Genomic DNA, 19,953 nt, shown 5'->3' with positions numbered 1-19,953 from the left:
GGGAATGCTCAACAAACAACAAGAAACCCTCCCATATGGGAGGGTTTCTTCATATACGGCGTATGCCTTGACGATAATCAGATCTGCATCTGCATGGCCTGAGAACGGCGGGCGCGCATGGCACGGCGCTTCAGCGCACGACGCTCATCCTCGCTCAAGCCGCCCCAAACACCGTAATCCTGATTGGTGTCCAATGCGCACTTGAGGCACGCATCAATCACCTTGCAGGTACGGCACACGGCCTTGGCCTCTTCAATCTGCTGGTATGCGGCACCGGTGTTACCCACCGGGAAGAACAGTTCCGGATCCTTATCGCGGCATGCGGCCTTGGCTCGCCAATCAAAAGCGCTGCTCATTGCTTGCCTCCCTTAAAAGCCACGTGGCTGTTGAATTCCTTGATTCCTACACTAGGAAACCACGAACCGCGGTGTTTTTCAAGAGGTTTTGCCCAGAAAATAGCAGGTATTTCACGATGCGCATTGCACCAGCCGTGTCTGAGCACCAGTGATGAGCACGGCGCGACCCGCCGTTTCATAGTCGGCATGGTTCATTTGGGCGAGCAATGTCGACGGTATTCCGGCCATCATATCATTGGTTTTCTCGCCGCTGGGAAACACTATTCTGGTCAGGCAATGATCGGGAATACGAATATGCCGTAGTGACGAGGCGGTGAATATCACTGTTGTTCCGGGGTCTGCCAGTGCCTGTTTGAATTGCGATGCCTGTTCGTCAACGCGGAACGGGTCGAATAGCTCATCCGCGTCATCAACTAGCCATACCAATTGCGGCGGGCGAGGCGTTGAGCTGGTGTCGATTGGTACGAGTGGACGCTGGTGCACGGTTTGCGTGCGCCAAATACCATGAACCGACCTGCTGATACGCGTCATGTATCCGCCAATATGGTGCATTTGCTCATAGATGACTTCCAACACGGTGCTTTTACCCCGACCATGCCCGCCAATAATGCCGACATTGCCTTGCCTGAGACTCACCGTGGCGTCAGACAGACGTATGCCATCATCGCTGATGCCGAACCAGACCCCTTCATCATGTGTGGGAGTTGAGGGGCGATACCGTACCGCGGCAGGTAAAGGAGAGGAGAATAATTGCTCGGCTGGCGCAAGACCCATGAACCGTGCCGCCAAACCGATATTGCGGCATACGTTCGAAATACTGACCACATTGGCGCAGCGTATTGCCGTAACCTGCTCCGAATCATTGCAAAACGCGGCTCCCGGCATGGCGGGACTGATACGAGCCGCGCGACCGTCGCCCAGCAACTCGGATGACTGCAATTCATCGCGGACACGCAGACAGATATTCAGTGCCATATTGGCTTTCATATCCGCGCTTACCTGTCCCATGGGATTCTGCGTGCACACAATAAGATGCATCCCCAGAGAGCGGCCTAGAGAAGCGATACGCACCAGCCGGTTGATGTAGTCAGGCAGCTGGTCCTTCAACGCATGGAACTCGTCGATGACCACGAATAACCGTGCCGGCGGATCAGGCAAGTCGTCACTGTTTGCGGTGCGATGCTGAGCGGTCAGGCGCTCGCGGCGTGTAAGCTCGGATTCCAGTGCTCGCAAAGCGCGCGCGGCATGACCCAGGTCAAGATCGCAGACGCTGCCCACGCAATGAGGCAATTGCTCAAGATCGCGGAAGGCCGACCCACCTTTGAAATCCAAGAAGACGAAGTTCAGTCGATCGGGACCATTGCGTGCCGCCAAAGCCAAGCACCAGCTTTGCAGCAATACGGATTTGCCGGAACCGGTGGTACCTGCCACCAGCGCATGGGGTCCTTGCCGCCGCATATTAATGGCATAGGTTCCCTCAGAGCACATGCCTATGGGTGCATCCCATTGCGCTGGTGCCAGCCAATGGCGCACCACATCACGCCAAGGCATGCGATCGAAGCGAAGAAGATCCTCCAGTTCTGTGGCGTCTATTGCGGCGAAGAGTTGCGCATCCTGACGCATCAGATGATGTGCAGCCGATTGCTGCACATTGGCGGCATGACCAGTTCCCGGTACGGCGGGGGTATCCGGGGTGCTGTGCGTGCGTTGAATCAACGATGGCAGCGACGCCAGCAGCGTGGCCAATGTGGCGAAGACTCCCGGCACAATCATGACGGCGTACAACCATTGCCGTTGCGTGAGCATGATGACGATCATCATGATTTGCGCGCATAGCGGGGCAGTCATGGCGAACACCATCATGCGGGACTGCCACGGGTGCGTCGACTGCCCGGAACGCCGACGTGTGCGGCCACGCTTCCGCGCTGAAGCGTCACCGGAACGGTTGCTAGGAAAAGAAATCAGTTGGCTCATGTATCCAGCGTGAGCCAACATACTGCGATTGCGCAAGCGAAAACGACCTATGTGGTTCGAGCTTGCCGAGTTATCCACATAGACCGACGCGAGGGGAGGGAATTATCAATCAGGACTGTGCTTCAGCAAGCGTGCCCACAGTGCCGGCCGCATGCGTACCCTGCGCCAATTGCGCGAACAATTCGCTGTTCTTCTGGTCATCCAACAGCACCGAAGAGCCAACGCCATCCACGTAGTAATCCGCATCGGACCAATACACGCTGCCGGAAACGCCCTTGGAGCCAGTGGCATCCTTGAATGCCAAGGCCATCGACATGAGGCTCATGGGGGAGGCGTCTTCGTCAACGGTCAGCGCGGCAAGACCGGACTCGGCCACCGTCAACACCTTCTTGGGATTGGTCAGTGTCTCCTTGCTGGAAGCCTTCTGAATCACCGCGGCAATGACCTGACGCTGACGTTCATTGCGGCCAAAATCGCCGTTGGCATCCGAATACCGCATGCGGGAGAACGCCAGTGCGGTCGCCCCGTCGGCATCATGGCAGCCGGACTGCCAGTTGAGGCCTGAGTAGGCATCCTGAACATCCTCGTCATAGCACAGGCGAATACCGCCCAAAGCATCCACAATCTGCTGCAAACCGCCGAATTTGATCTGCGCCACATGGTCGATTTTCTGGCCGGTGATGTTCTCCACCTGTTGGACGAGCGCCTTGCGGCCAAGAGTCTGCGCCACGGCATTGATCTTCATGTACTGGCCGTCCACGTTCATCAAGGAATCGCGTGGAATGGAAATCAGCGAACTCGGACCGCTTTTCGGCTTGGTCAATACCAGAATAGTGTCGGTGCGGAAACCGGTGATATCACTGGGTTCGTCTCGCTCATCGGAGCCGAGAATCAGCCATGTGGCTGCAGATGTATTAGCCGTATCGGTCAGCCAGTCGGTTTTGTTCAATCGACTATCCACCCATCCCCAGGCGCAGTAGACGGCAATAACCGCAGCGGCGAGTAATGCGGCGATGAAGGATATCACGATCTTACGGATGCGATGCGTATGCGGAAGGGACTGAGCGAGCTGCGCGGAGCCGGAGCCATGAGCGGCGAATCGGCTATTCGCAAGGCTATTGAGTGATTGATTGCCGTTCGTTCCCACAAGAGAGGAGGTTGCCGGACGCACCACATTGCGTGACGATCCCGTTGAACGCCTTGCTCGTGCAGGCGGAATGCTTTGCGGCACATCCGAGCCGGCGCCGGCAGTGGGAGTCGCCGGCGTCTGCTTGCGTGACGTGCGAGGAGAAAAACTGGGGGCCGACGAACGCTGCTGGGAAGCCCGTCGCGATGCGGGAGGTGCAAACGAAGCCGGCACAGCCTGATCCGCATGATCGAACGTTCGGCTCGGCTGATACTGGGAAGCGGAAGAAGAGGAGCCGGAAGACCGGGGAATCGGGCCGGAAGGCCTTGTCCGGCGGCCTGCAGGAGGGGTGAAGCTTGGCGGATTGATCTGCTGATCCGCTTCACTTGGTTCCTGCGCCATACCTTATCCTCTCCATAGTTCGTGGTCTGAAAGACACTTTGTCACAGCTTGCGTCTGTGGCGGCCGGGCTGAGTTGTTCCTCCGCAGGAACGGCACATACCCAACGATTGCCAACAGCGTAAAACGGACCTCACAGGGCCATAAAACACATGTTCTTATAGCACAAATTCCACTAAATAAGGGTATTGACACGAGAAGTAATTTGACAAAAGCGAAGTAGCATGTGTGTAATTTATGCGTTATGAGAAGCTCAGAGGCAAGGGAGGATCGCATGTGGGGTGTGATCGATGATTCCGCCGACGAGCCATTGCAAGAACTCTGGGGACTGTTCAAGCCGGATGGCGATGTTTCGTGGCAGCACAAGGCTTTGTGCGCGCAAACCGATCCGGAAGCGTTCTTCCCGGAAAAAGGCGGTTCCACGCGTGACGCTAAGCGCGTATGCGCCAAATGCGAAGTCCGTGAGCAATGCCTGAAATGGGCGATTGACCACGATGAACGATTCGGCATCTGGGGCGGTATGAGCGAGCGTGAACGTCGTCGGTATAAGAAGGAACATCGCGAACAGGCCTGAACAATCTGGCGGATGCTCGCGAGCGATTTGCCGCGGCAGGTTACGTCATACGCCGTTATGAGGCTCGTTCAAGGTTCATGGGTACACTAGGGGTTTATGAGTTCAACAGCGAATAACGATATCCATGATGCTCTGGCTAATGCCATGGCTGCGCGCCCATACACGCATCGGCAGGATGTGGACGCCGGAATCGCGGCCGTGGTGACGGTGGAGGACGATACCAGGTTCCTTGAATCCACGTTGCATTCGCTGCTGATACAGAGTGTGCTGCCCGGAGCCATTGTCATCGCCGACACCACCGGACGTACCAGCCAGCCGGTGAAAACCTCGTTCGAGGTCATTCCCTCGCCGTCCGGCCCGGTGCTGCAGGTGCCGCAGGCCAAGCAGGTGAGTATCCAGATCGTGCGCGCCAAGGGTGCGAGGTCGTTCGGCGATGCCGTGACCAAGGCGTTGCAGTACGCCGAACTGCCCGCATCGACGCGCGCATTGTGGCTGTTGCATGACGACTCTCGTCCGGCTGATGCCTCGTGTCTGGAACATCTGCTGGAAGCCTGGCGCAACGCCCCCGGTGCCAGTGTGCTGGGATGCAAGCAAAGCGATTGGGAAGATGAACGGCTTCATGAAGTGGGCATGTATGCCGGCAAGCATGCCGTACATTCGCTGGTAGTGGATGGCGAGCCCGATCAGGAGCAGTATGACGGCCGCCAGGACGTGTTCGCCGTCTCGCTCGCCGGTGCGCTGGTCGCCTTTGACGAATTCAAACGACTGACCATCAATCCTTGGATGACCACGTACAGCGAATCCGTGGACTTCTGCCGTCGCGTATGCCTGAGCGGCGGACGAGTGGTGATTGTGCCGCAGGCTGAAATCGCCCACCGCCGTGCCCGTTATGAAGGTGTCCGTACGCGTGGCGGCGAGGCGTTGGAGCATGAGCATGCCAACAATGCCGCATTGGCCATCGCGCGATCACAACAGCGCTACCTGTACACGGATCTCCATATGTCCACATGGATTGCCGTATGGCTGTGGCGTGTGATTCGCAGTTTTGGCGTGACCATCGCATTGCTGCTGAGAAAGCAGCCATATCAGGCTCTGATCCAACTGTGTCTGCCTTGGCTGGCGCTGACCTCGATTCCCGGTGCCATGCGCTCGCGCCGTCTGGTGGCGCGCCAGAGCAAGGTGTCCATGAGCTCGCTGGGCGTACTGAGCGCGGACCGCGAGCAGATCAGGCAGTTCCATGAACGTAGGGATGCCTTCCAGGCGCAGCAGGGTATGGTGCTGCTCAGCCCTTTGGAACGCGCACATCTGAAAACACGGTTGATTCGACGCTGGGTCGCGGCATTGTGCATGGCGTTGGCATGTTTCCTCGCGATCGTATTGACCTACTGGCAGGTTTTCCGCGCGGCGTTCTCTGGCGGCTCATTGTATTCGAATTATTTGCTGCCGACTGGTGCCACGTTCAAGCAATTGGCGCAGTCCGCCACCACGCTGTGGGTGTTCGGCGCCGGCACTGGTATTCCTGCGCCGCCAACCCCATGGCTGATGGTGTTGATGGTCACCTCGTTGGTGACGTTCGGCCACGTGAGCGTGGCGCTTGCCCTGATGCTGTTCGCTGCCGCTCCGTTAAGCGCGCTCTCGTTCTGGGCGCTGGCGGGTATTTTCACCAGATCCGATGTGGTACGTGTGCTTGGCGGCTTGTTATGGGCATCCACGGGCGTGATGTTCGGATGGTATGCGCAAGCGAATCTGCCGATGCTCACGGTATTGGTCTTCCTGCCGGCGGCATTTGCGTTCGTCTTCCGCGCCGTGGGCATGTATCATACGGAAGATCCGCTGAAGCCGCGCACATCCGTGCAGGCAGCGGCGCTCGCATCCCTGTGCTTCATCCCTGTGGTAGCTGCGGAACCGCAGCTGTTGCTGGCATTGATTGTAGCGTTCCTGGTCTTCTTCCTGTTCGTGCGTCGTAAGCGCTCCGCCTTGCTGTTGATTCCGCTGCCGTCGGCTTTCGTTGTGGCTCCCACGCTGGTCAACTCGATCCGATACGCCCATGAGGGGGCATGGCGGCAATTATTCGGCGATGTCATGATGCCGGCTTCGTCCAATAATGGTGAGCCTGCGTCCTTGAGTCTGCTGGAGACCACCGAGCGCGCCTTGGGGTGGAACCTGCAGTCGGGCACATTTGCAGACATCGCTTTGGCGGTATTGTTCGCCGTCATCACACTGTTGGCTGTCGTTTCACTGGTGCTGCCGTTCGCGTTGCGAGCATCTCGACTCATGTGGGTGGTTATTGTTTGCGGCGCGTTGCTTTCCATGGTTTCGACTCGTGTGGCCATCGCCCTTGATGCATCCGGCGCGATTGCCGGATCGGCACAGCCGGGCAATCTCCTGATGATTATGGGATTCCTGTCGTGCGTATGCCTGGTTGCCGGCGGCGCGGTGAAACGATTCCATCCGTTGCATCTGTCGTTGGCGCAAGCTGATACAGCCATCGAATCCGGAAACAAAACCGACTACTCACGCCATGCGATTGTGGCCGGTCGTGCTGTTCTGGCCGTCGTGCTCGCCTGCTGTGTGGTCGTGCAATGCTGGTTTGGACTTGAACGGCATGCTGACGAGGGTCTTGGCGTTTCCGATGCCGGTCTGCCGATGGTCACGGATGATTACCTGGCTTCCGGAGCCGATCACCGTGTGCTGGCCATTAGCGCGCAAACCCGAACGGCGGTGGACTACTCGGTGATGCGCACTTCGCGCGGCGATCTGATCGACAGCTCGCCCATCGCCCGGGCAAGGCTTGTGGATGGCGAGCATGATGCCATCGATCAGAAGCTTGCCAAGGCATGCGCGGCACTGTTGTCGAATCCGGATGCGCAAGCCATCGAAGACATCAGCGCACTGGGATTCGGCGGCATTTACGTGGTCGCCAATGGTCAGGCCAACACCGCATCGTCGCCGTATGAGCAGCTCACTGCCAATATCGCGGCATCCAATGGCACCCAGTCCTTGGTGTCCACAGACGCGGGCAGCTATTACCGATTGACGTTGCGCAATGCGAATGATCAGAACGTTGATACGTCCTGGCAGCAGCGGACGCAGCATAGCGCATGGCGTTATGCGTGGCTGGTCTGCCTCGGTGTGATCATGGTGTTCTATTGCCTGGTGGCCGCTCCGCGCCGTAGGCTGTCATCCGGTTTGGAGGAGGAAGCATGAGCAAGCATATGTCGTCTGGGGCAAGGCGCGTGACCAATATCGTGCTCGCTACGATCTCCACCATCATTCTGGTTGCCGCGTTGATCGCACTGTTCATCATTCCCGGTCCATCGTCATGGGTGGATTCGGTTCAAGGTACCGATGATGCCATGGATCAGAGCGTCAGCCCCACGCAAGCCGAAATGTATTGCCCGGCTCCCATGGGATTGGCGGATACCGGCACTTATGGAGATAGCGCATTCCAAGCCACGGTGGGCAATTTGAGTACCAAGGCACGGTATGCGGCGTTCGGTTCCGTATACACGTCCACCGTGTCCGCGCTGGGAAGCTCCAGCAGTAATGATGTGACTTTGCAGGACACTGATCTGACGGATAACGCCGATGTCAAAACCGGTGCCCAGGATGTCGACGGCTCCCGTTTGATGGACACGCGTATGCTTCAGGCTTCCGAAGGCACTGGCGCCACTGGTGCCATCGCCTCGTGGGCCGATGACGGCGACCTGAAAGGCGTATCCGCCGCCACCTGCGTTTCGCCTACATTGAGCCAGTCGTTCCTGTTGTCAGGTACGGCTACGGGTACCACGCAGCAGCTGATTGTCGCTAATCCTTCCACCAAGCCGACCACCGTGGACCTGTCGATCTGGGGCTCCAAGCAGGCGGGGAAGCTGACATTGTCCACGCAGTCCTCGCTGTCTGTGCCGGCCGAGGGGGAGTCCTCCCTTGATTTGTCGGCTTCGGTATCCGATCAGGATGCTTTGTACGTGACGGTATCCAGCAAGGAGACGCCGATCGCAGCTGTGGTGCGCACTGTGGTTATGGATGGTTTGACTTCCAAGGGCTCTGATTTTGCACTGCCGCTTCCAGCTTCCTCCAATGCGTCGGTGATTCCATCGGTGTCCGCCGGCGATGAAGTGAACGCCTATGTGTTCTCCCGCGTGGACACCAGCACCGCATTGTCTTGGATTACCAAGCAGGGTCTGGTGCATGCCAAGGATGTTACGGTGTCCGCAGGCAAGGTCGAGGTCGTTGATTTAGGCAAGGCTCCTGATAATGCGCTGGGTGTGATGTCCACTGCCGAAGACAAGGTTTGGCTCAGCGCCAAAGCCACGCGTTCGGGGGAGAGCCAACAGGCTGACTTTGCCTTGATTAATGCTGCGGCATCAGCCAAGTATTCGGCTGTGGTGATTCCCGATGATGTGAACGCGGTGATTTCATTGGCGAACACATCCAACAGCGGCCGCACTGTTACCGTGCACGCCTACTCCGCCGACGGCAAGGACGCGGGATCCGAGGAAATCACACTCGGGGCCAACGCTGCGCAGACACTCGCCTTGGATGAATTCGATGGGGATGGCACCGCAGTGAAAGTGCTCACCTTGGATGATGATTCAACCAAGGTGGTATGGAATGTTCGCGTCGGTCACGATAATCTTGGCAACGGTAAGATGGCGGGTCTCGCCACAATCGAATCCAGAGCGTTGATGCCGGTCACTTCGCATGTGTGGGCACGTAGCAATCCCGCCATCGTGCGTTAGCTGCGCGACTCGGTTCGTTGAGCAGCTTGAGTAGGCCATTCGCTGAGTCGCAGGCTGGAGCGTACGATCAGAATCCCCAGTCCGGATCGATTTCCTCTGGCCTGCGCCCATACAGTTCGGCAACGCGGGCTACCACTTCATCGCGAATGGCCAACTGCAGTTCCATTTTGGTGCGAGCCTCAGTCTGAATAGGCATGCGATACAGCACCACTCGGGCGGGAATGCCATGCGATGCCGGGAAGCATTGCGAAGCCATATTCGGATTGACCTGCCACGGTACGGGATCAGATGGGGGAACATCTTCCACAGCAAACTGCAATGGCTGGATTAGGTCAGGCCAGGCTTCGTTCAATCGACGAATCTGGGCGGCCACCATGTCGTCGAACATACCGGTACGGGTACGGTATCGTGGCAGTCGAATACCGAACATCGGGGTACGCATACCACGACCATGACGGTTTCTGTAGACTCTCTCGTTCCAAGGTGGCTGAAGCATGACTCCCACCATAGGACAAGGCGAAGGCATTATGCGATACGATGGGAGCATTGGCGTGATCTCGTCAGCAAGGAGGACCGGCGAATGTTCGTGCAATCATGGAGAACACTTGATATGGACGAACTGTGCGCCACGACGCGGATTTTCGGGTTCGACCTCGACAATACGCTGGCGAGTTCCAAGCAGCCGATGAAACCCGATATGATCGAGCGCTTCAGCGAACTGGTGGCGCGAATGCCAGTGGCGTTGATTTCAGGCGGCAGTATGGCCGTAGTCACCATGCAGGTGCTGGATGTGCTCAACGACCGTGCCGATAAGCGTAATCTGCATGTGATGCCTACATCCGGGTCACGGTACTACCGATGGCAGCAGGGGCAGTGGAAGCTCGTTTATGCGCATGATTTGGATGAGCCGACGGTTTCGGCTATTGAATCAAGTCTCGAACGCCACGCCAAAGAGCTCGGATTATGGGAATCACGGGTATGGGGGCCCCGCATCGAGAATCGTGGCAGCCAGATCACCTTCTCCGCATTGGGTCAGTATGCGCCGGTGGAAGTCAAACAGCATTGGGATCCGGATGATAGCAAGAAGCGGGCGTTGAGTGCCCTGGTGAGTGAGGATTTCCCGGAACTGCGCGTACGCACCGGCGGATACTCCAGTGTAGACGTGAGCAAGCATGGCATTGATAAAGCCTATGCGGTGCGCAAACTGGCGGATATGCTCGGCATAACAGTCGCGGACATCACATTCGTTGGTGACCGTATGAGTGAAGGCGGTAACGATTATCCGGCGGTTGAGGCCGGTGCTCGAGGCATGGCTGTGCGCGATCCCAGCGACACCGTAGAACTCATGGATGCGGTGCTGGAGCGTATTCCACGTATTCCTGAGATAAAGACCCGCTCATGACTTTCCTCTCGCGCAGCTCGGTGTCGATGACGGAAAGCCGAGGGTTGCTGACCGGTGTGCGTTGCGCAATGGACGCAGTGCGCGATGTGCTGTTCCCGCGCGGATGCGCTGGCTGTGATATGCCAGATGCCGTACTATGCCCCGAATGTATGAGCCGATTCTCCTATTGCCGGATTCGTGATCTGACGGCGGGGCGGGGTGTACGGGGAGCTGAGCCGTTGCCGGCATGGGCTTCAGCCATATACCAAGGGGCGGTACGTCATGCGATATTGGCGTGGAAGGATCACGACGACGTGGAACTTGATGCTGCATTCGCCTCAATTATGACTGCGTTGACCATGCGGACACCTATCGGTGAGATGTGCAACAACACGGCAGCCTCCGTATTGGTGGTGCCGCTGCCTTCGTCGCGAGGTTCCATGCGCAAGCGTGGACGCTGGCATACGCTGCCTTTGGCGCAAGCCGTTGCCGATACGTTGTGTCAGCAGGGCATCGATGCCACAATGGCTCCCATGCTGCGCAACATGGCTTCGGCGGGCCGTTCGGTGCAGCAGATATCGGCTGCACAACGAGCCAGCCGCATTGGCGGGAACATACGTCTGGCTCCGCAATACGCTGAAAGCCGCGACTATGACAACCATCCGGCGGTCATTCTGGTCGATGACATCATCACCACCGGTTCTACGATGCGCCAGTGCGCGCAGGTATGCCGGAGAGCCGGATACCGAGTAGTAGGCGCGCTGGCGCTTGCGGATGTGATTGTGGATGAGGATTCAGCGTTCTGAAATATGGTATTTGGGCAGTGTGATCTCAAAATCAGCGCCGCGCTGATCGTCAACCACTTTGACGTTGCCGCCATGCAGCTGAGCCGCCCAACGAGCGATGGACAATCCCAATCCGGTACCTCCGGATTCGGTTCCCGGCCCGGATTTGCCTTTGACGAACCTACGGAAAATGGCAGAGCGATCCGCTGCGGCAATCTGCGAACCGAAATTCACCACATTGGTCACCACGGTGCCATTGTTGGCATCCTCATGGGTTTCAATAAGCACGGTGGTGCCGTCAGGGGAGTGTTTCAATGCGTTCGCGATGATATTGGTGAAGAGCTGGCGCAAGCGATCTTGATCGCCTTCCATCATGATGTCTTCCGGCACCTGCATCTGAATATCATGCGCATGGCCGCCATCGGTGATGGCCAACGGTTCCACGGTTTCATCAAGGAATTCGGCCACGTTGAAGCGTTCGATATTGAGGCTGGCGGCTCCGGCTTCCATACGGCTTAAATCAAGCAGGAATGCGATGAGATCGGAGAGCCGTTGCGTTTGCGTCAGAATGCTCTCCAGATTGGCCTGTGTCGGTTCGGTGACGCCATCGGCCATGTTCTCGACCATGGCCTGCAAAGCGGAAACAGGGGTGCGTAGTTCATGGCTCACATTGGCAACCATGTCGAGCCGCATCCTATCGGCATGTTCCAGCTCTTCCGCCATCTCATTGAATGAACGGGCGAGCTGGCCCACCTCATCATGTCGAGATGGGTCGATGGTGACGCGAACCGTGTAATCGCCATCAGCCATGGCCTCCGCAACATCACGCATCTGGCGCAATGGCGCTGTAATGCCACGCGAGAAGAAATACGTGATGCTGAGTGCCACCACAAGGGTCTGCGGCATGGCAATCCAGCCGGACCATCCGAATTTCAATAGGAACCAGCACATGGCGAACGCGATGGCCGTAGCACATACAATCAGTGCGCTGAGTTCCAGTTTCAGGGAGGAGAATAAATCAACCGGCTTGACGCCGAACACGCCAAGCCGGGATTTCCGTGTTGTTTTGGGTTTGCTCATCACTCGCTCGGGGGTTCGAACGCGTAACCCACACCGTGTACGGTGCGAATCATATCCGCGCCAAGCTTGTGTCGTAACGCCTTGACATGGCTGTCCACGGTACGGGTGCCGGATGCATCCACCCAGTCCCAAACCTCTTCGAGCAGCTTTTCACGCGTCAGCACGGACTTTGGACGGCGTGCCAACGTGGCCAGCAAATCGAACTCCGTGGGCGTCAGATGCACTTGCTCGCCGTTGACGGTAACGATGCGCTGTGCGGGGTCGATAACCATGGAACCGAAATCGAGAATCTTCTCGTTCTCGGAATTCTTGGCGATGACCTTCGCCCGCTCCACGCGGCGCAACAGCGCCTTGCAGCGGGCAATCAGCTCACGCATGGAGAACGGCTTGGTCATATAGTCATCCGCGCCTGCTCCAAGCCCGATTACCTTATCCGTCTCATCATCACGAGCGGTGAGAATAAGCACAGGCACAGGGCGTTCGGCGACGATACGCTTGGTGGCTTCCAGCCCATCCATCACCGGCAGCATGATGTCCATGATGACCAGATCAGGCCTGAGCTGGGAAGCCGCTTGCACGGCGGAAGCGCCGTCACCGCACACACGTGCATTCCAACCTTCAGCGGTAATACGCTGGGCGATGGCGGTGGCGAGCGTAGGCTCGTCCTCCACCACCAGCACCGTACGTGCCGCAGTGTTCTGACGTGCTGTGGTATTGAGCATAGAAACAGTTACCTTTCAGCCGGTTGACTCGTTCAGTCTTCTGGCTTCAAGAATACAACTCCGAGAGCCGGAACGGTGATCTTTGCCGAGAACGGACGCGAATGGTATTCGCCTTCCTCGGCTTCGAAGGTGCCGTTGTGAATGTCGGAGCCGCCGTACTGGGCGTCATCGCTGGTGAACACCTCGGTCCACTTGCCGCCGGTCGGTAGCGCCACCTGATAGTCGGACCATGCTTCACCGGAGAAGTTGACCACGACGGCCAAGGTCTCACCCTTGGAACCGATTCTCAAGAAGCTCAGCGTGTTGTGATCGGCATCGTCGCTGGTGAGCCACTGGAAGCCGGCAGGGTCGAAGTCCTGGCTCCACAGGGCAGGATTGGCCTTGTAGAACGCGTTAAGGTCGGCCACGAACTTCTGAATCTGGCGGTGCTCCTTCCAGTTCAAGCTATCCCAGTCAATGGAGGCGTCGTGATCCCACTCACCCCACTGTGCCAGTTCGTTGCCCATGAAGGAGAGCTTCTTGCCCGGATGAGCCCACTGGTAGGCGAACAAGGAGCGCACGCCAGCCAGCTTCTGCCAGCCGTCGCCCGGCATCTTGCCGTAGACGGATCCCTTGCCGTACACCACTTCGTCATGGCTGATGGGCAGCACGTAATGCTCGGAGTAGGCGTACACCATGGAGAACGTAATCTCATTGTGGTGCCACTTGCGGTTAATGGGCTCCTCATGCAGGTACTCAAGGGTGTCGTGCATCCAACCCATGTTCCACTTCAAGCCGAAGCCAATGCCGCCGGCGCTGGTCGGCGCGGTGATGCCCGGCCATGCGGTGGACTCCTCGGCGATCATCATGATGCCGGGGTTGTTCTTGTATGCGGTTGCCGTGGCTTCCTTGAGGAAGTCGATGGCCTCCAGGTTCTCGCGACCACCATAGATGTTCGGCCTCCACTGGCCGGGTTCGCGGCTGTAGTCGAGGTAGAGCATCGAGCTGACGGCATCCACGCGCAGGGCGTCGATGTGCAGGTCCTCGAGCCAGAACAGTGCGTTGGCCACAAGGAAGTTGCGCACTTCACGGCGGCCGAAGTTGAACACATAGGTGCCCCAGTCCGGGTGTTCGCCGCGCAGCGGATCGGGATCCTCATACAGCGGGGTGCCGTCGAAGCGTCCCAGAGCGAATGCGTCCTTCGGGAAGTGGGCGGGCACCCAGTCCATGATCACGCCGATGCCGGCCTGATGGAACTGATCAACCAGGTAACGGAAATCATCGGGGGAGCCGAGACGGGAGTCGACTGCATAGTAGCCGGTGACCTGATAGCCCCAGGAACCGGAGAACGGGTGCTGGGCCAGCGGCATGAACTCCACGTGCGTGTAGCCCTCTTGCTTGACGTAGTCGACCAGCTGCTTGGCCAAATCACGGTAGGTCAAGCCCTGCTTCCAGCTGCCGGCATGCACCTCGTAGATGGACACTGGGCCGTCGGTCGGATTGGTGGCACGGCGATGGGCCATCCATGCGTCATCCTGCCATTCGTAATGCGAGTCGGTCACGATGGATGCCGTGTTCGGCGGCACCTCGTGCTGACGCTCCATCGGATCGGCCTTCATCTCCCACTGGTAGTTGGCGTTGAGAATATGGAACTTGTAATGCTCGCCGGCTTCAACGCCCGGAATGAAGATCTCCCAGACGCCGGAGGAGCCGAGTTCGCGCATGGCGGTACGACGGCCGTCCCATCCGTTGAAATCGCCGACAACGCGCACGGCATGGGCGTTCGGAGCCCAGACGGAGAAGGCGGTGCCGACCAGCTGCTCGCCGGGGGTGCCGTTGGCGGAGCCCATCGGATCGTCGTAACGCAGCACATGTGCGCCCAGCGCTTCCCAGAGCTTCTCGTGACGGCCTTCGCCGAACAGGTAGGTGTCCATGTCGCCGAGCGTGGGCAGGTAACGGTACGGATCGTCTTCCACAACGACTTCGCCGCTTTCCCATTCGGTGCGCACACGGTAGTCGGGCACTGCGGGATTCTTGGCGTCACCGGCAGCCGGCACGGTGGTGACGAATACGCCGTTGTATTCATGACGCATCGGGTATTCGCCATCCTGGGTGATGATGGTGACCGCTTTGGCGAGCGGGCGCAGGACACGAATGGTCACGGTGTCGGCATGCTTGCCGATGCCAAGATGGCCGCCGAGAACCTCGTGGGGGTTGTAGAATTCGGCGTTGCTCACAGCGTCGAGATCGCCCTGAGCAACAGGCACGGTGATGGTATCTTCTTTGATCTTCTTTTCAGTATCCATGCGCAAAAGTCTACGTGCGTGCGAGTTGAAAACGCCGTATTAACGCGGTAAATATATCGAATTTTTGGCTTTTTTCTGAGGTGTTGATGAATGTGAGCGTTCTCAATATCATCAGTCCATACTTGGTGGCACAATTATTCGAGTTTTTGTGTGTGAACCGTCAGTTCTCGGAGGATACATGTCTTATCAAGTCGGCGATATGGTCGTCTATCCACGTCATGGTGCAGCAAAGGTGGAGGCCATCACCGAGCGGACGGTCAAAGGTGTGACGCGCGAATACCTGCAGCTTTCTGTCCTGTCTTCAGATGGTCTGGTCATCAATGTTCCGGTGGACAATGCCAAGAAGGTCGGCGTGCGCGATATCGTGTCGGCGTCCGAGGTGGCCAAGGTGTTCGAGATTCTGCGTACCCCGATCATCGAGAAGGAGATGAACTGGTCTCGTCGCTATAAGCTGAACGTGGAGAAGATCGCCACCGGTGATGTGAACAAGATTGCCGAGGTTGTGCGTGATCTGGCGCAGCGTGATGTGGACGAGCATGGTCTTTCCGCCGGCGAGAAGCGCATGCTGACCAAGGCGCGTGCCATTCTTACCTCCGAAATCGCGTTGAGCGAGAAGATCGACGAGCCTGAGGCTCAGCGTCTGCTCGATGTGAACCTTGGTTATGAGCCTGCTCAGCCTGGTGATGAGAAGCATCACACCGAGGAGCCTGAAGAGGCTGCGGCCGACACGCTGGCTCGCGTCGCTGCAGAAAAGAAGTCCAAGAAGAAGTGATCGATGATTCCCGGCCATCCGCAACGATGAGCCGGGATTTTCATATTGACGCGTTCTCGCTTTGTGCGTGATTGTGCGGAGTTGGATGACGCAATAATCGTGTGCACAGCCGGTAATGGGGGAGATATGGCTACGACGCAATCAGGTCTGTTGATTGGACAGGGGTTCGATGCTCATCGGTTCGCTGTGGCGGGAACCGGTCGCCCTCTATGGGTTGCCGGTCTTCATTGGCCGGTTCCCGAAGGTGCCGATGCTGCCGCTGCCGCCCGCTATGAGGGCATTGAAGGCGACTCCGACGGTGATGTGGCCGCGCATGCTTTGATTGATGCGCTGCTCTCCGCCGCTGGTCTGGGCGATATCGGATCGCTGTTCGGCGTGGGGGCCACCGCTCATGGCGCCGGCATGCACGGTGGTGATATGCTGCGCGAAACCGTGGCCGTGCTGCGGGAACACGGCTATGAGCCTTCTTCGGCATCAGTGGTCATCATCGGCAATCGTCCGAAGATCGGCACACGCCGTGCGGAAGCCGAACAGGCACTCTCCGAAGCTGTAGGCTGTCGCGTCTCCGTGACGGCGACCACCACCGATCATATGGGATTTACCGGCCGGGGTGAGGGCATTGCCGCCATCGCCAATGCCCTGGTCGCAGTGCGCTGATCAGCGTGACTTCAGCGCTTCAACACCTTTGGCAATAGCCCAGAACAGCGTGGAGATCGTCACGATGATAAAGCTTGGGGGAGCGGGGAACATTGCCGAGAGCACAAGGCCGGCCCAGATGGAGATCAGGCACAGTGCACTGGCAATGATCATGGCTTTCAGCGGAGAGCCTGCCAGAATATTGGCTGCGGCCGCGGGGGTGATGACCAATGCGAAAATCAGCAATGTGCCGACGGCGGGGACGGCGATGGTGATGACGCCGGCCATGATGGCCATGAAGGCCACGTTCATCAGTCCGATGGGCACGCCTTTGGCTTGAGCTACTTGCTCGTCCAATGAGCTGAACAGCAACGGACGGTAGATGATGGCGAGCAGGATCAGCAGCAGTGCATCGAAGATGGCGAAACCGATGATTTGCCCATCGGTAATCGTCAGAATCGATCCAAACAAGATGGATTGCATTTGTTGCGAAGCGGAGCTGGAGAGTCTAGCGAAGAACAAACCAAGGCCAGTGGCGAAAGCCAGCACGGTACCGGTGGCGATTTCTCGTTCGGATACGCGTTTGCCGAGCGCGCCGATTACCAACGCGCCACCGAGGGCAAACACACCCATGCCGAGCGAAACCGGCAAGCCAAGCAGTACGGCGCCGGTGGCACCAGGCAGTCCGATGTGAGCCAGCGCATGTGCGGCGAACGTTGAGCGGCGGGCGATGGTGAAATAGCCCATGACACCGGCGGCCAGCGCGATGCACAAGCCAGCCACGAAAGCGTTCATCATGAACGGCGCGCTGAGCGTGCTCATCCATTCCGGGTCAAACGAAAAATCAATGGCATTCATATGACTGTTCTTTCCAGTTCTAGCGGGTATGAGCATTGCCAGTGCCATGCGTATGATGATGCAGTTCGGCCACTTCCTTGGCGGAATGCATATCAAGCGGCTGATTCTCGGGCTCGTCGGGGGTGGGGGTCACGAACATATCGCCCTGCGGCGTGGTGACCACCTGCACCTGAGTGCCGTAAAGGTGCGTGAGCAAATCGGAATCAAGCACCTTGCCCATATCCGCATAGTGTGGGTGGCCGTCCAACAGATACACGGCACCGGTCAGGATTGGCAGCAGCATGTTGAGGTCATGGGCCACCACCTGAATGGTCATGCCCAATTCCTTGTTCAGCCGGGCGAGTACGTGTACGGTGGCGCGCTGGCTGGCCAGGTCAAGATTCGCCAATGGCTCGTCGAGCATAAGGAGCTTGGGGTCGCAGACCAGTGCCTGGGCGATGGCCACACGTTGGCGCAGGCCGCCGGAAAGTTCGGAAAGGCGATACTTGGCTTTGTCCGCGATGCCGATGAACTCCATCGCTTCCCTTACTTTGGCGCGCTGCGCACGGGTCACTGGATGGATGCCGAACCGTGTTCCGGTCAGCCCTAGCAACACTGATTGCTCGGCGGTGAGATTGGAATCCACGTTCGCCACGTAGCTTTGCGGTACGTAACCGATACGATGGTTCGCTTCGCCGGCTGGTTTGCCGAGCACATGCAATGAGCCTGCCGCTAGGGGCAGCAAACCCAATTCGGCTTTCATCATCGTGGTCTTGCCGGCGCCGTTGGTGCCCACGATGGCGGTAACCGACCCATAGGGAATGCTAAAGGTGCCATGTTGCCAGATAACGTGGTCGCCGCGTTTGACGGCCGCATCCTGAAAGACGATGCACTCGGAATTCATGCTCATACCGCACGATTGTGGCAAATGATGCTGACAATCGTTCTCAATAATGAGTGCGCTGTAATCTGTGCTGTAACCTGCGACGCAATCACTTGCCCGGATCGGGTTGCTTGGTGTCGGGCTCCTGGCTCGAATCGGAAGAGTCCGAGTCATTCGAAGACGTATCCGACTGCTGTGAGCTGGATTTGGATGCCTTGCATTCACGGATGAAGTTCGGGGTGCTGTCCTTGTCGGATTGTGTGGTTGCGGTATCCGAACCGTCCTGTTGCTCGGTGGCATCGGTGCCTGATGCGCCGGTATCGGCATCGCCGTTCTCGGTGTTCTGTGTGCCGTCAGCGCTGCCGTTGCCGTCTGCGTCGGCGGTGTCATCGGCGCCATTAGCCTCGTCAGTGCCATCGGCGGATTCGGAATCCTCGTTTGCCTCACATCCGTATGAGGGGTCCACCGCATCGATGATCGTATTGACCAGCTGGTTGATCCATGCGTTCAGGCTTTCAGCCTTCTCGGGCATCTGCTCCGAAACGTCCACCACCGGAACATCGGAACGGCCGGCGGTGCCGGTGATCATATTGGTCGCATCGCTGGCTTCCTGGGTGTTGTTGATCAGCACGTCGATGCTGCGCTTTTCAATCAGCTGCTGGAACGATTGCAGATCGGCCGGCGCGGATTCGCCCTCCGATGCCACGGACTGCGCATAACCCTTGGGAGTGGCGTCATCGAAACCGAGATCGGCCATCAGATAGTAGGCCACGGGCTCGGTGGCCGCATAAGTAAGCTTGCTATGATTCTTGGTGAAGTCTCCGGTCCACTTCTCCAAAGATTTCTCGCCCTGCTGCCAGGTTTTGAGACGCTGCTGGAAATCCTTCTTCTTACTGGGCAATGCCTTGATGTAGGCGTCGGTGATGGCCTCGGCCATACCGGAGCGGGCATCCTTGGAGAACCACAGGTGCGGATTATCGCCTTCCATCGCGCCGACCACGGAAGCGGCGGACACCAGAGACGATGATTTGCCGAGAGCCTTCGTGGCCCAGGAATCATATCCCGCGCCATTGGCGATCACGATCTGCGCTTTGGACAGTTTGGCGATATCGGAGGTTTTCGGCTCGAAATCATGGGCGTCCACATTAGTCGTATTCACAATGGATGTGACCTTCACATCGTCGCCGCCCAATTCGGCGGCGAGCGAGCCCCATTGGTTGATTGACGACACCACGGTGATAGGGCCTGTCGCCTTCTGCTGGGAAGTGGTGCCGGGGTTTGTTTGGGCCGGCTGTTCGGAAGAGGTCTGCGAGCCGCAGGCCGCAGCGGCAAACAGCATCATCGCACTGATTGAGGCAGCGGCGAATCGCATCAGTCGTGCACATCGAGTCCTCATAACAA

Annotated in this window: 17 protein-coding genes; 7 read left to right on the top strand and 10 right to left on the bottom strand. The window is 58.1% G+C overall.

Annotation, left to right across the window (positions count from 1 at the left end):
* Window positions 1-77: 77 nt before the first annotated feature.
* From JS530_RS04925 to JS530_RS04915, 3 genes are all read right to left on the bottom strand, one after another.
* Window positions 78-356 carry a WhiB family transcriptional regulator gene (locus JS530_RS04925; RefSeq protein WP_003835265.1) on the bottom strand — a complete coding sequence of 93 codons (279 nt, stop codon included), beginning with the start codon at window positions 354-356 and terminating at the stop codon, window positions 78-80.
* 111 nt (window positions 357-467) lie between these two features.
* Window positions 468-2,330 (bottom strand): FtsK/SpoIIIE domain-containing protein, encoded by a 1,863-nt coding sequence (locus JS530_RS04920; RefSeq protein ID WP_425350853.1) that lies wholly within the window; start codon window positions 2,328-2,330, stop codon window positions 468-470.
* 109 nt (window positions 2,331-2,439) lie between these two features.
* The gene (locus JS530_RS04915; RefSeq protein ID WP_214376092.1) at window positions 2,440-3,858 is read right to left on the bottom strand and encodes an LCP family protein; all 1,419 of its coding nucleotides are present in this window, start codon (window positions 3,856-3,858) and stop codon (window positions 2,440-2,442) included.
* A gap of 271 nt (window positions 3,859-4,129) precedes the next feature.
* On the opposite strand from JS530_RS04915, the gene JS530_RS04910 reads away from it, so the two are divergent.
* The 3 genes from JS530_RS04910 to JS530_RS04900 all read left to right on the top strand — a co-directional run bounded on the left by JS530_RS04910 (window position 4,130) and on the right by JS530_RS04900 (window position 9,171).
* Complete coding sequence (locus tag JS530_RS04910) at window positions 4,130-4,429, top strand: WhiB family transcriptional regulator (protein WP_214376091.1); 300 nt, start codon at window positions 4,130-4,132, stop codon at window positions 4,427-4,429.
* 96 nt (window positions 4,430-4,525) lie between these two features.
* Window positions 4,526-7,636, top strand: coding sequence for a glycosyltransferase family 2 protein (locus JS530_RS04905; protein ID WP_214376090.1), 3,111 nt, complete (start codon window positions 4,526-4,528; stop codon window positions 7,634-7,636).
* Window positions 7,633-9,171, top strand: coding sequence for a DUF5719 family protein (locus JS530_RS04900; RefSeq protein ID WP_214376089.1), 1,539 nt, complete (start codon window positions 7,633-7,635; stop codon window positions 9,169-9,171). Before JS530_RS04905 ends, JS530_RS04900 begins: the two co-directional genes overlap by 4 nt.
* A 67-nt stretch (window positions 9,172-9,238) precedes the next feature.
* Here the strand turns inward: JS530_RS04900 and JS530_RS04895 are convergent, their stop codons facing one another.
* The gene (locus JS530_RS04895) at window positions 9,239-9,667 is read right to left on the bottom strand and encodes a metallopeptidase family protein (protein WP_214376088.1); all 429 of its coding nucleotides are present in this window, start codon (window positions 9,665-9,667) and stop codon (window positions 9,239-9,241) included.
* A gap of 84 nt (window positions 9,668-9,751) precedes the next feature.
* Between JS530_RS04895 and JS530_RS04890 the strand changes: the two genes are divergently transcribed.
* A complete protein-coding gene (locus JS530_RS04890; protein WP_214376087.1) occupies window positions 9,752-10,573 on the top strand; it encodes an HAD-IIB family hydrolase in 822 nt (273 codons plus the stop codon).
* 68 nt (window positions 10,574-10,641) lie between these two features.
* On the top strand, window positions 10,642-11,358 hold the full coding sequence (locus JS530_RS04885; RefSeq protein ID WP_214376322.1) for a ComF family protein: 717 nt from the start codon (window positions 10,642-10,644) through the stop codon (window positions 11,356-11,358).
* Here the strand turns inward: JS530_RS04885 and JS530_RS04880 are convergent.
* From JS530_RS04880 to glgB, 3 genes are read right to left on the bottom strand one after another with little or no spacing between them, the layout of a single operon-like run.
* Window positions 11,347-12,417 (bottom strand): sensor histidine kinase, encoded by a 1,071-nt coding sequence (locus JS530_RS04880; RefSeq protein WP_214376086.1) that lies wholly within the window; start codon window positions 12,415-12,417, stop codon window positions 11,347-11,349. The two genes, JS530_RS04885 and JS530_RS04880, sit on opposite strands and share 12 nt — an antisense overlap.
* The gene (locus JS530_RS04875; protein WP_214376085.1) at window positions 12,417-13,139 is read right to left on the bottom strand and encodes a response regulator transcription factor; all 723 of its coding nucleotides are present in this window, start codon (window positions 13,137-13,139) and stop codon (window positions 12,417-12,419) included. Before JS530_RS04875 ends, JS530_RS04880 begins: the two co-directional genes overlap by 1 nt.
* Before the next feature lie 32 nt (window positions 13,140-13,171).
* A complete protein-coding gene (gene glgB, locus JS530_RS04870) occupies window positions 13,172-15,424 on the bottom strand; it encodes a 1,4-alpha-glucan branching protein GlgB (protein WP_214376084.1) in 2,253 nt (750 codons plus the stop codon).
* Between the two features lie 178 nt (window positions 15,425-15,602).
* On the opposite strand from glgB, the gene JS530_RS04865 reads away from it, so the two are divergent.
* Window positions 15,603-16,196, top strand: coding sequence for a CarD family transcriptional regulator (locus JS530_RS04865; protein ID WP_100494228.1), 594 nt, complete (start codon window positions 15,603-15,605; stop codon window positions 16,194-16,196).
* 126 nt (window positions 16,197-16,322) lie between these two features.
* Window positions 16,323-16,853, top strand: coding sequence for a 2-C-methyl-D-erythritol 2,4-cyclodiphosphate synthase (gene ispF, locus JS530_RS04860; protein WP_214376083.1), 531 nt, complete (start codon window positions 16,323-16,325; stop codon window positions 16,851-16,853).
* Here the strand turns inward: ispF and JS530_RS04855 are convergent, their stop codons facing one another.
* The 3 genes from JS530_RS04855 to JS530_RS04845 form a co-directional block, all read right to left on the bottom strand.
* Window positions 16,854-17,690, bottom strand: coding sequence for a metal ABC transporter permease (locus JS530_RS04855; RefSeq protein ID WP_214376082.1), 837 nt, complete (start codon window positions 17,688-17,690; stop codon window positions 16,854-16,856).
* Between the two features lie 19 nt (window positions 17,691-17,709).
* The gene (locus JS530_RS04850) at window positions 17,710-18,579 is read right to left on the bottom strand and encodes an ABC transporter ATP-binding protein (protein WP_214376081.1); all 870 of its coding nucleotides are present in this window, start codon (window positions 18,577-18,579) and stop codon (window positions 17,710-17,712) included.
* Between the two features lie 82 nt (window positions 18,580-18,661).
* Window positions 18,662-19,948, bottom strand: coding sequence for a metal ABC transporter solute-binding protein, Zn/Mn family (locus JS530_RS04845; RefSeq protein ID WP_214376080.1), 1,287 nt, complete (start codon window positions 19,946-19,948; stop codon window positions 18,662-18,664).
* Between the last annotated feature and the right edge of the window lie 5 nt (window positions 19,949-19,953).

Source organism: Bifidobacterium colobi (assembly GCF_018555455.1).
GTDB lineage: Bacteria > Actinomycetota > Actinomycetes > Actinomycetales > Bifidobacteriaceae > Bifidobacterium > Bifidobacterium colobi.
The sequence above is the reverse complement of the archived record's forward strand: the minus strand, read 5'-3'. Positions and strand labels throughout refer to the sequence as shown.

Excerpts from the sequence above, each read along its gene's own strand:
- JS530_RS04900 (WP_214376089.1), top strand. The coding sequence starts at position 7,633 with ATGAGCAAGCATATGTCGTCTGGGGCAAGGCGCGTGACCAATATCGTG.
- JS530_RS04915 (WP_214376092.1), bottom strand. The coding sequence starts at position 3,858 with ATGGCGCAGGAACCAAGTGAAGCGGATCAGCAGATCAATCCGCCAAGC.
- JS530_RS04880 (WP_214376086.1), bottom strand. The coding sequence starts at position 12,417 with ATGAGCAAACCCAAAACAACACGGAAATCCCGGCTTGGCGTGTTCGGC.
- JS530_RS04920 (WP_425350853.1), bottom strand. The coding sequence starts at position 2,330 with ATGAGCCAACTGATTTCTTTTCCTAGCAACCGTTCCGGTGACGCTTCA.
- JS530_RS04910 (WP_214376091.1), top strand. The coding sequence starts at position 4,130 with ATGTGGGGTGTGATCGATGATTCCGCCGACGAGCCATTGCAAGAACTC.
- glgB (WP_214376084.1), bottom strand. The coding sequence starts at position 15,424 with ATGGATACTGAAAAGAAGATCAAAGAAGATACCATCACCGTGCCTGTT.
- JS530_RS04875 (WP_214376085.1), bottom strand. The coding sequence starts at position 13,139 with ATGCTCAATACCACAGCACGTCAGAACACTGCGGCACGTACGGTGCTG.
- JS530_RS04885 (WP_214376322.1), top strand. The coding sequence starts at position 10,642 with ATGGACGCAGTGCGCGATGTGCTGTTCCCGCGCGGATGCGCTGGCTGT.
- JS530_RS04890 (WP_214376087.1), top strand. The coding sequence starts at position 9,752 with ATGTTCGTGCAATCATGGAGAACACTTGATATGGACGAACTGTGCGCC.
- JS530_RS04905 (WP_214376090.1), top strand. The coding sequence starts at position 4,526 with ATGAGTTCAACAGCGAATAACGATATCCATGATGCTCTGGCTAATGCC.
- ispF (WP_214376083.1), top strand. The coding sequence starts at position 16,323 with ATGGCTACGACGCAATCAGGTCTGTTGATTGGACAGGGGTTCGATGCT.
- JS530_RS04845 (WP_214376080.1), bottom strand. The coding sequence starts at position 19,948 with ATGAGGACTCGATGTGCACGACTGATGCGATTCGCCGCTGCCTCAATC.
- JS530_RS04855 (WP_214376082.1), bottom strand. The coding sequence starts at position 17,690 with ATGAATGCCATTGATTTTTCGTTTGACCCGGAATGGATGAGCACGCTC.
- JS530_RS04925 (WP_003835265.1), bottom strand. The coding sequence starts at position 356 with ATGAGCAGCGCTTTTGATTGGCGAGCCAAGGCCGCATGCCGCGATAAG.
- JS530_RS04850 (WP_214376081.1), bottom strand. The coding sequence starts at position 18,579 with ATGAGCATGAATTCCGAGTGCATCGTCTTTCAGGATGCGGCCGTCAAA.
- JS530_RS04865 (WP_100494228.1), top strand. The coding sequence starts at position 15,603 with ATGTCTTATCAAGTCGGCGATATGGTCGTCTATCCACGTCATGGTGCA.
- JS530_RS04895 (WP_214376088.1), bottom strand. The coding sequence starts at position 9,667 with ATGCTTCAGCCACCTTGGAACGAGAGAGTCTACAGAAACCGTCATGGT.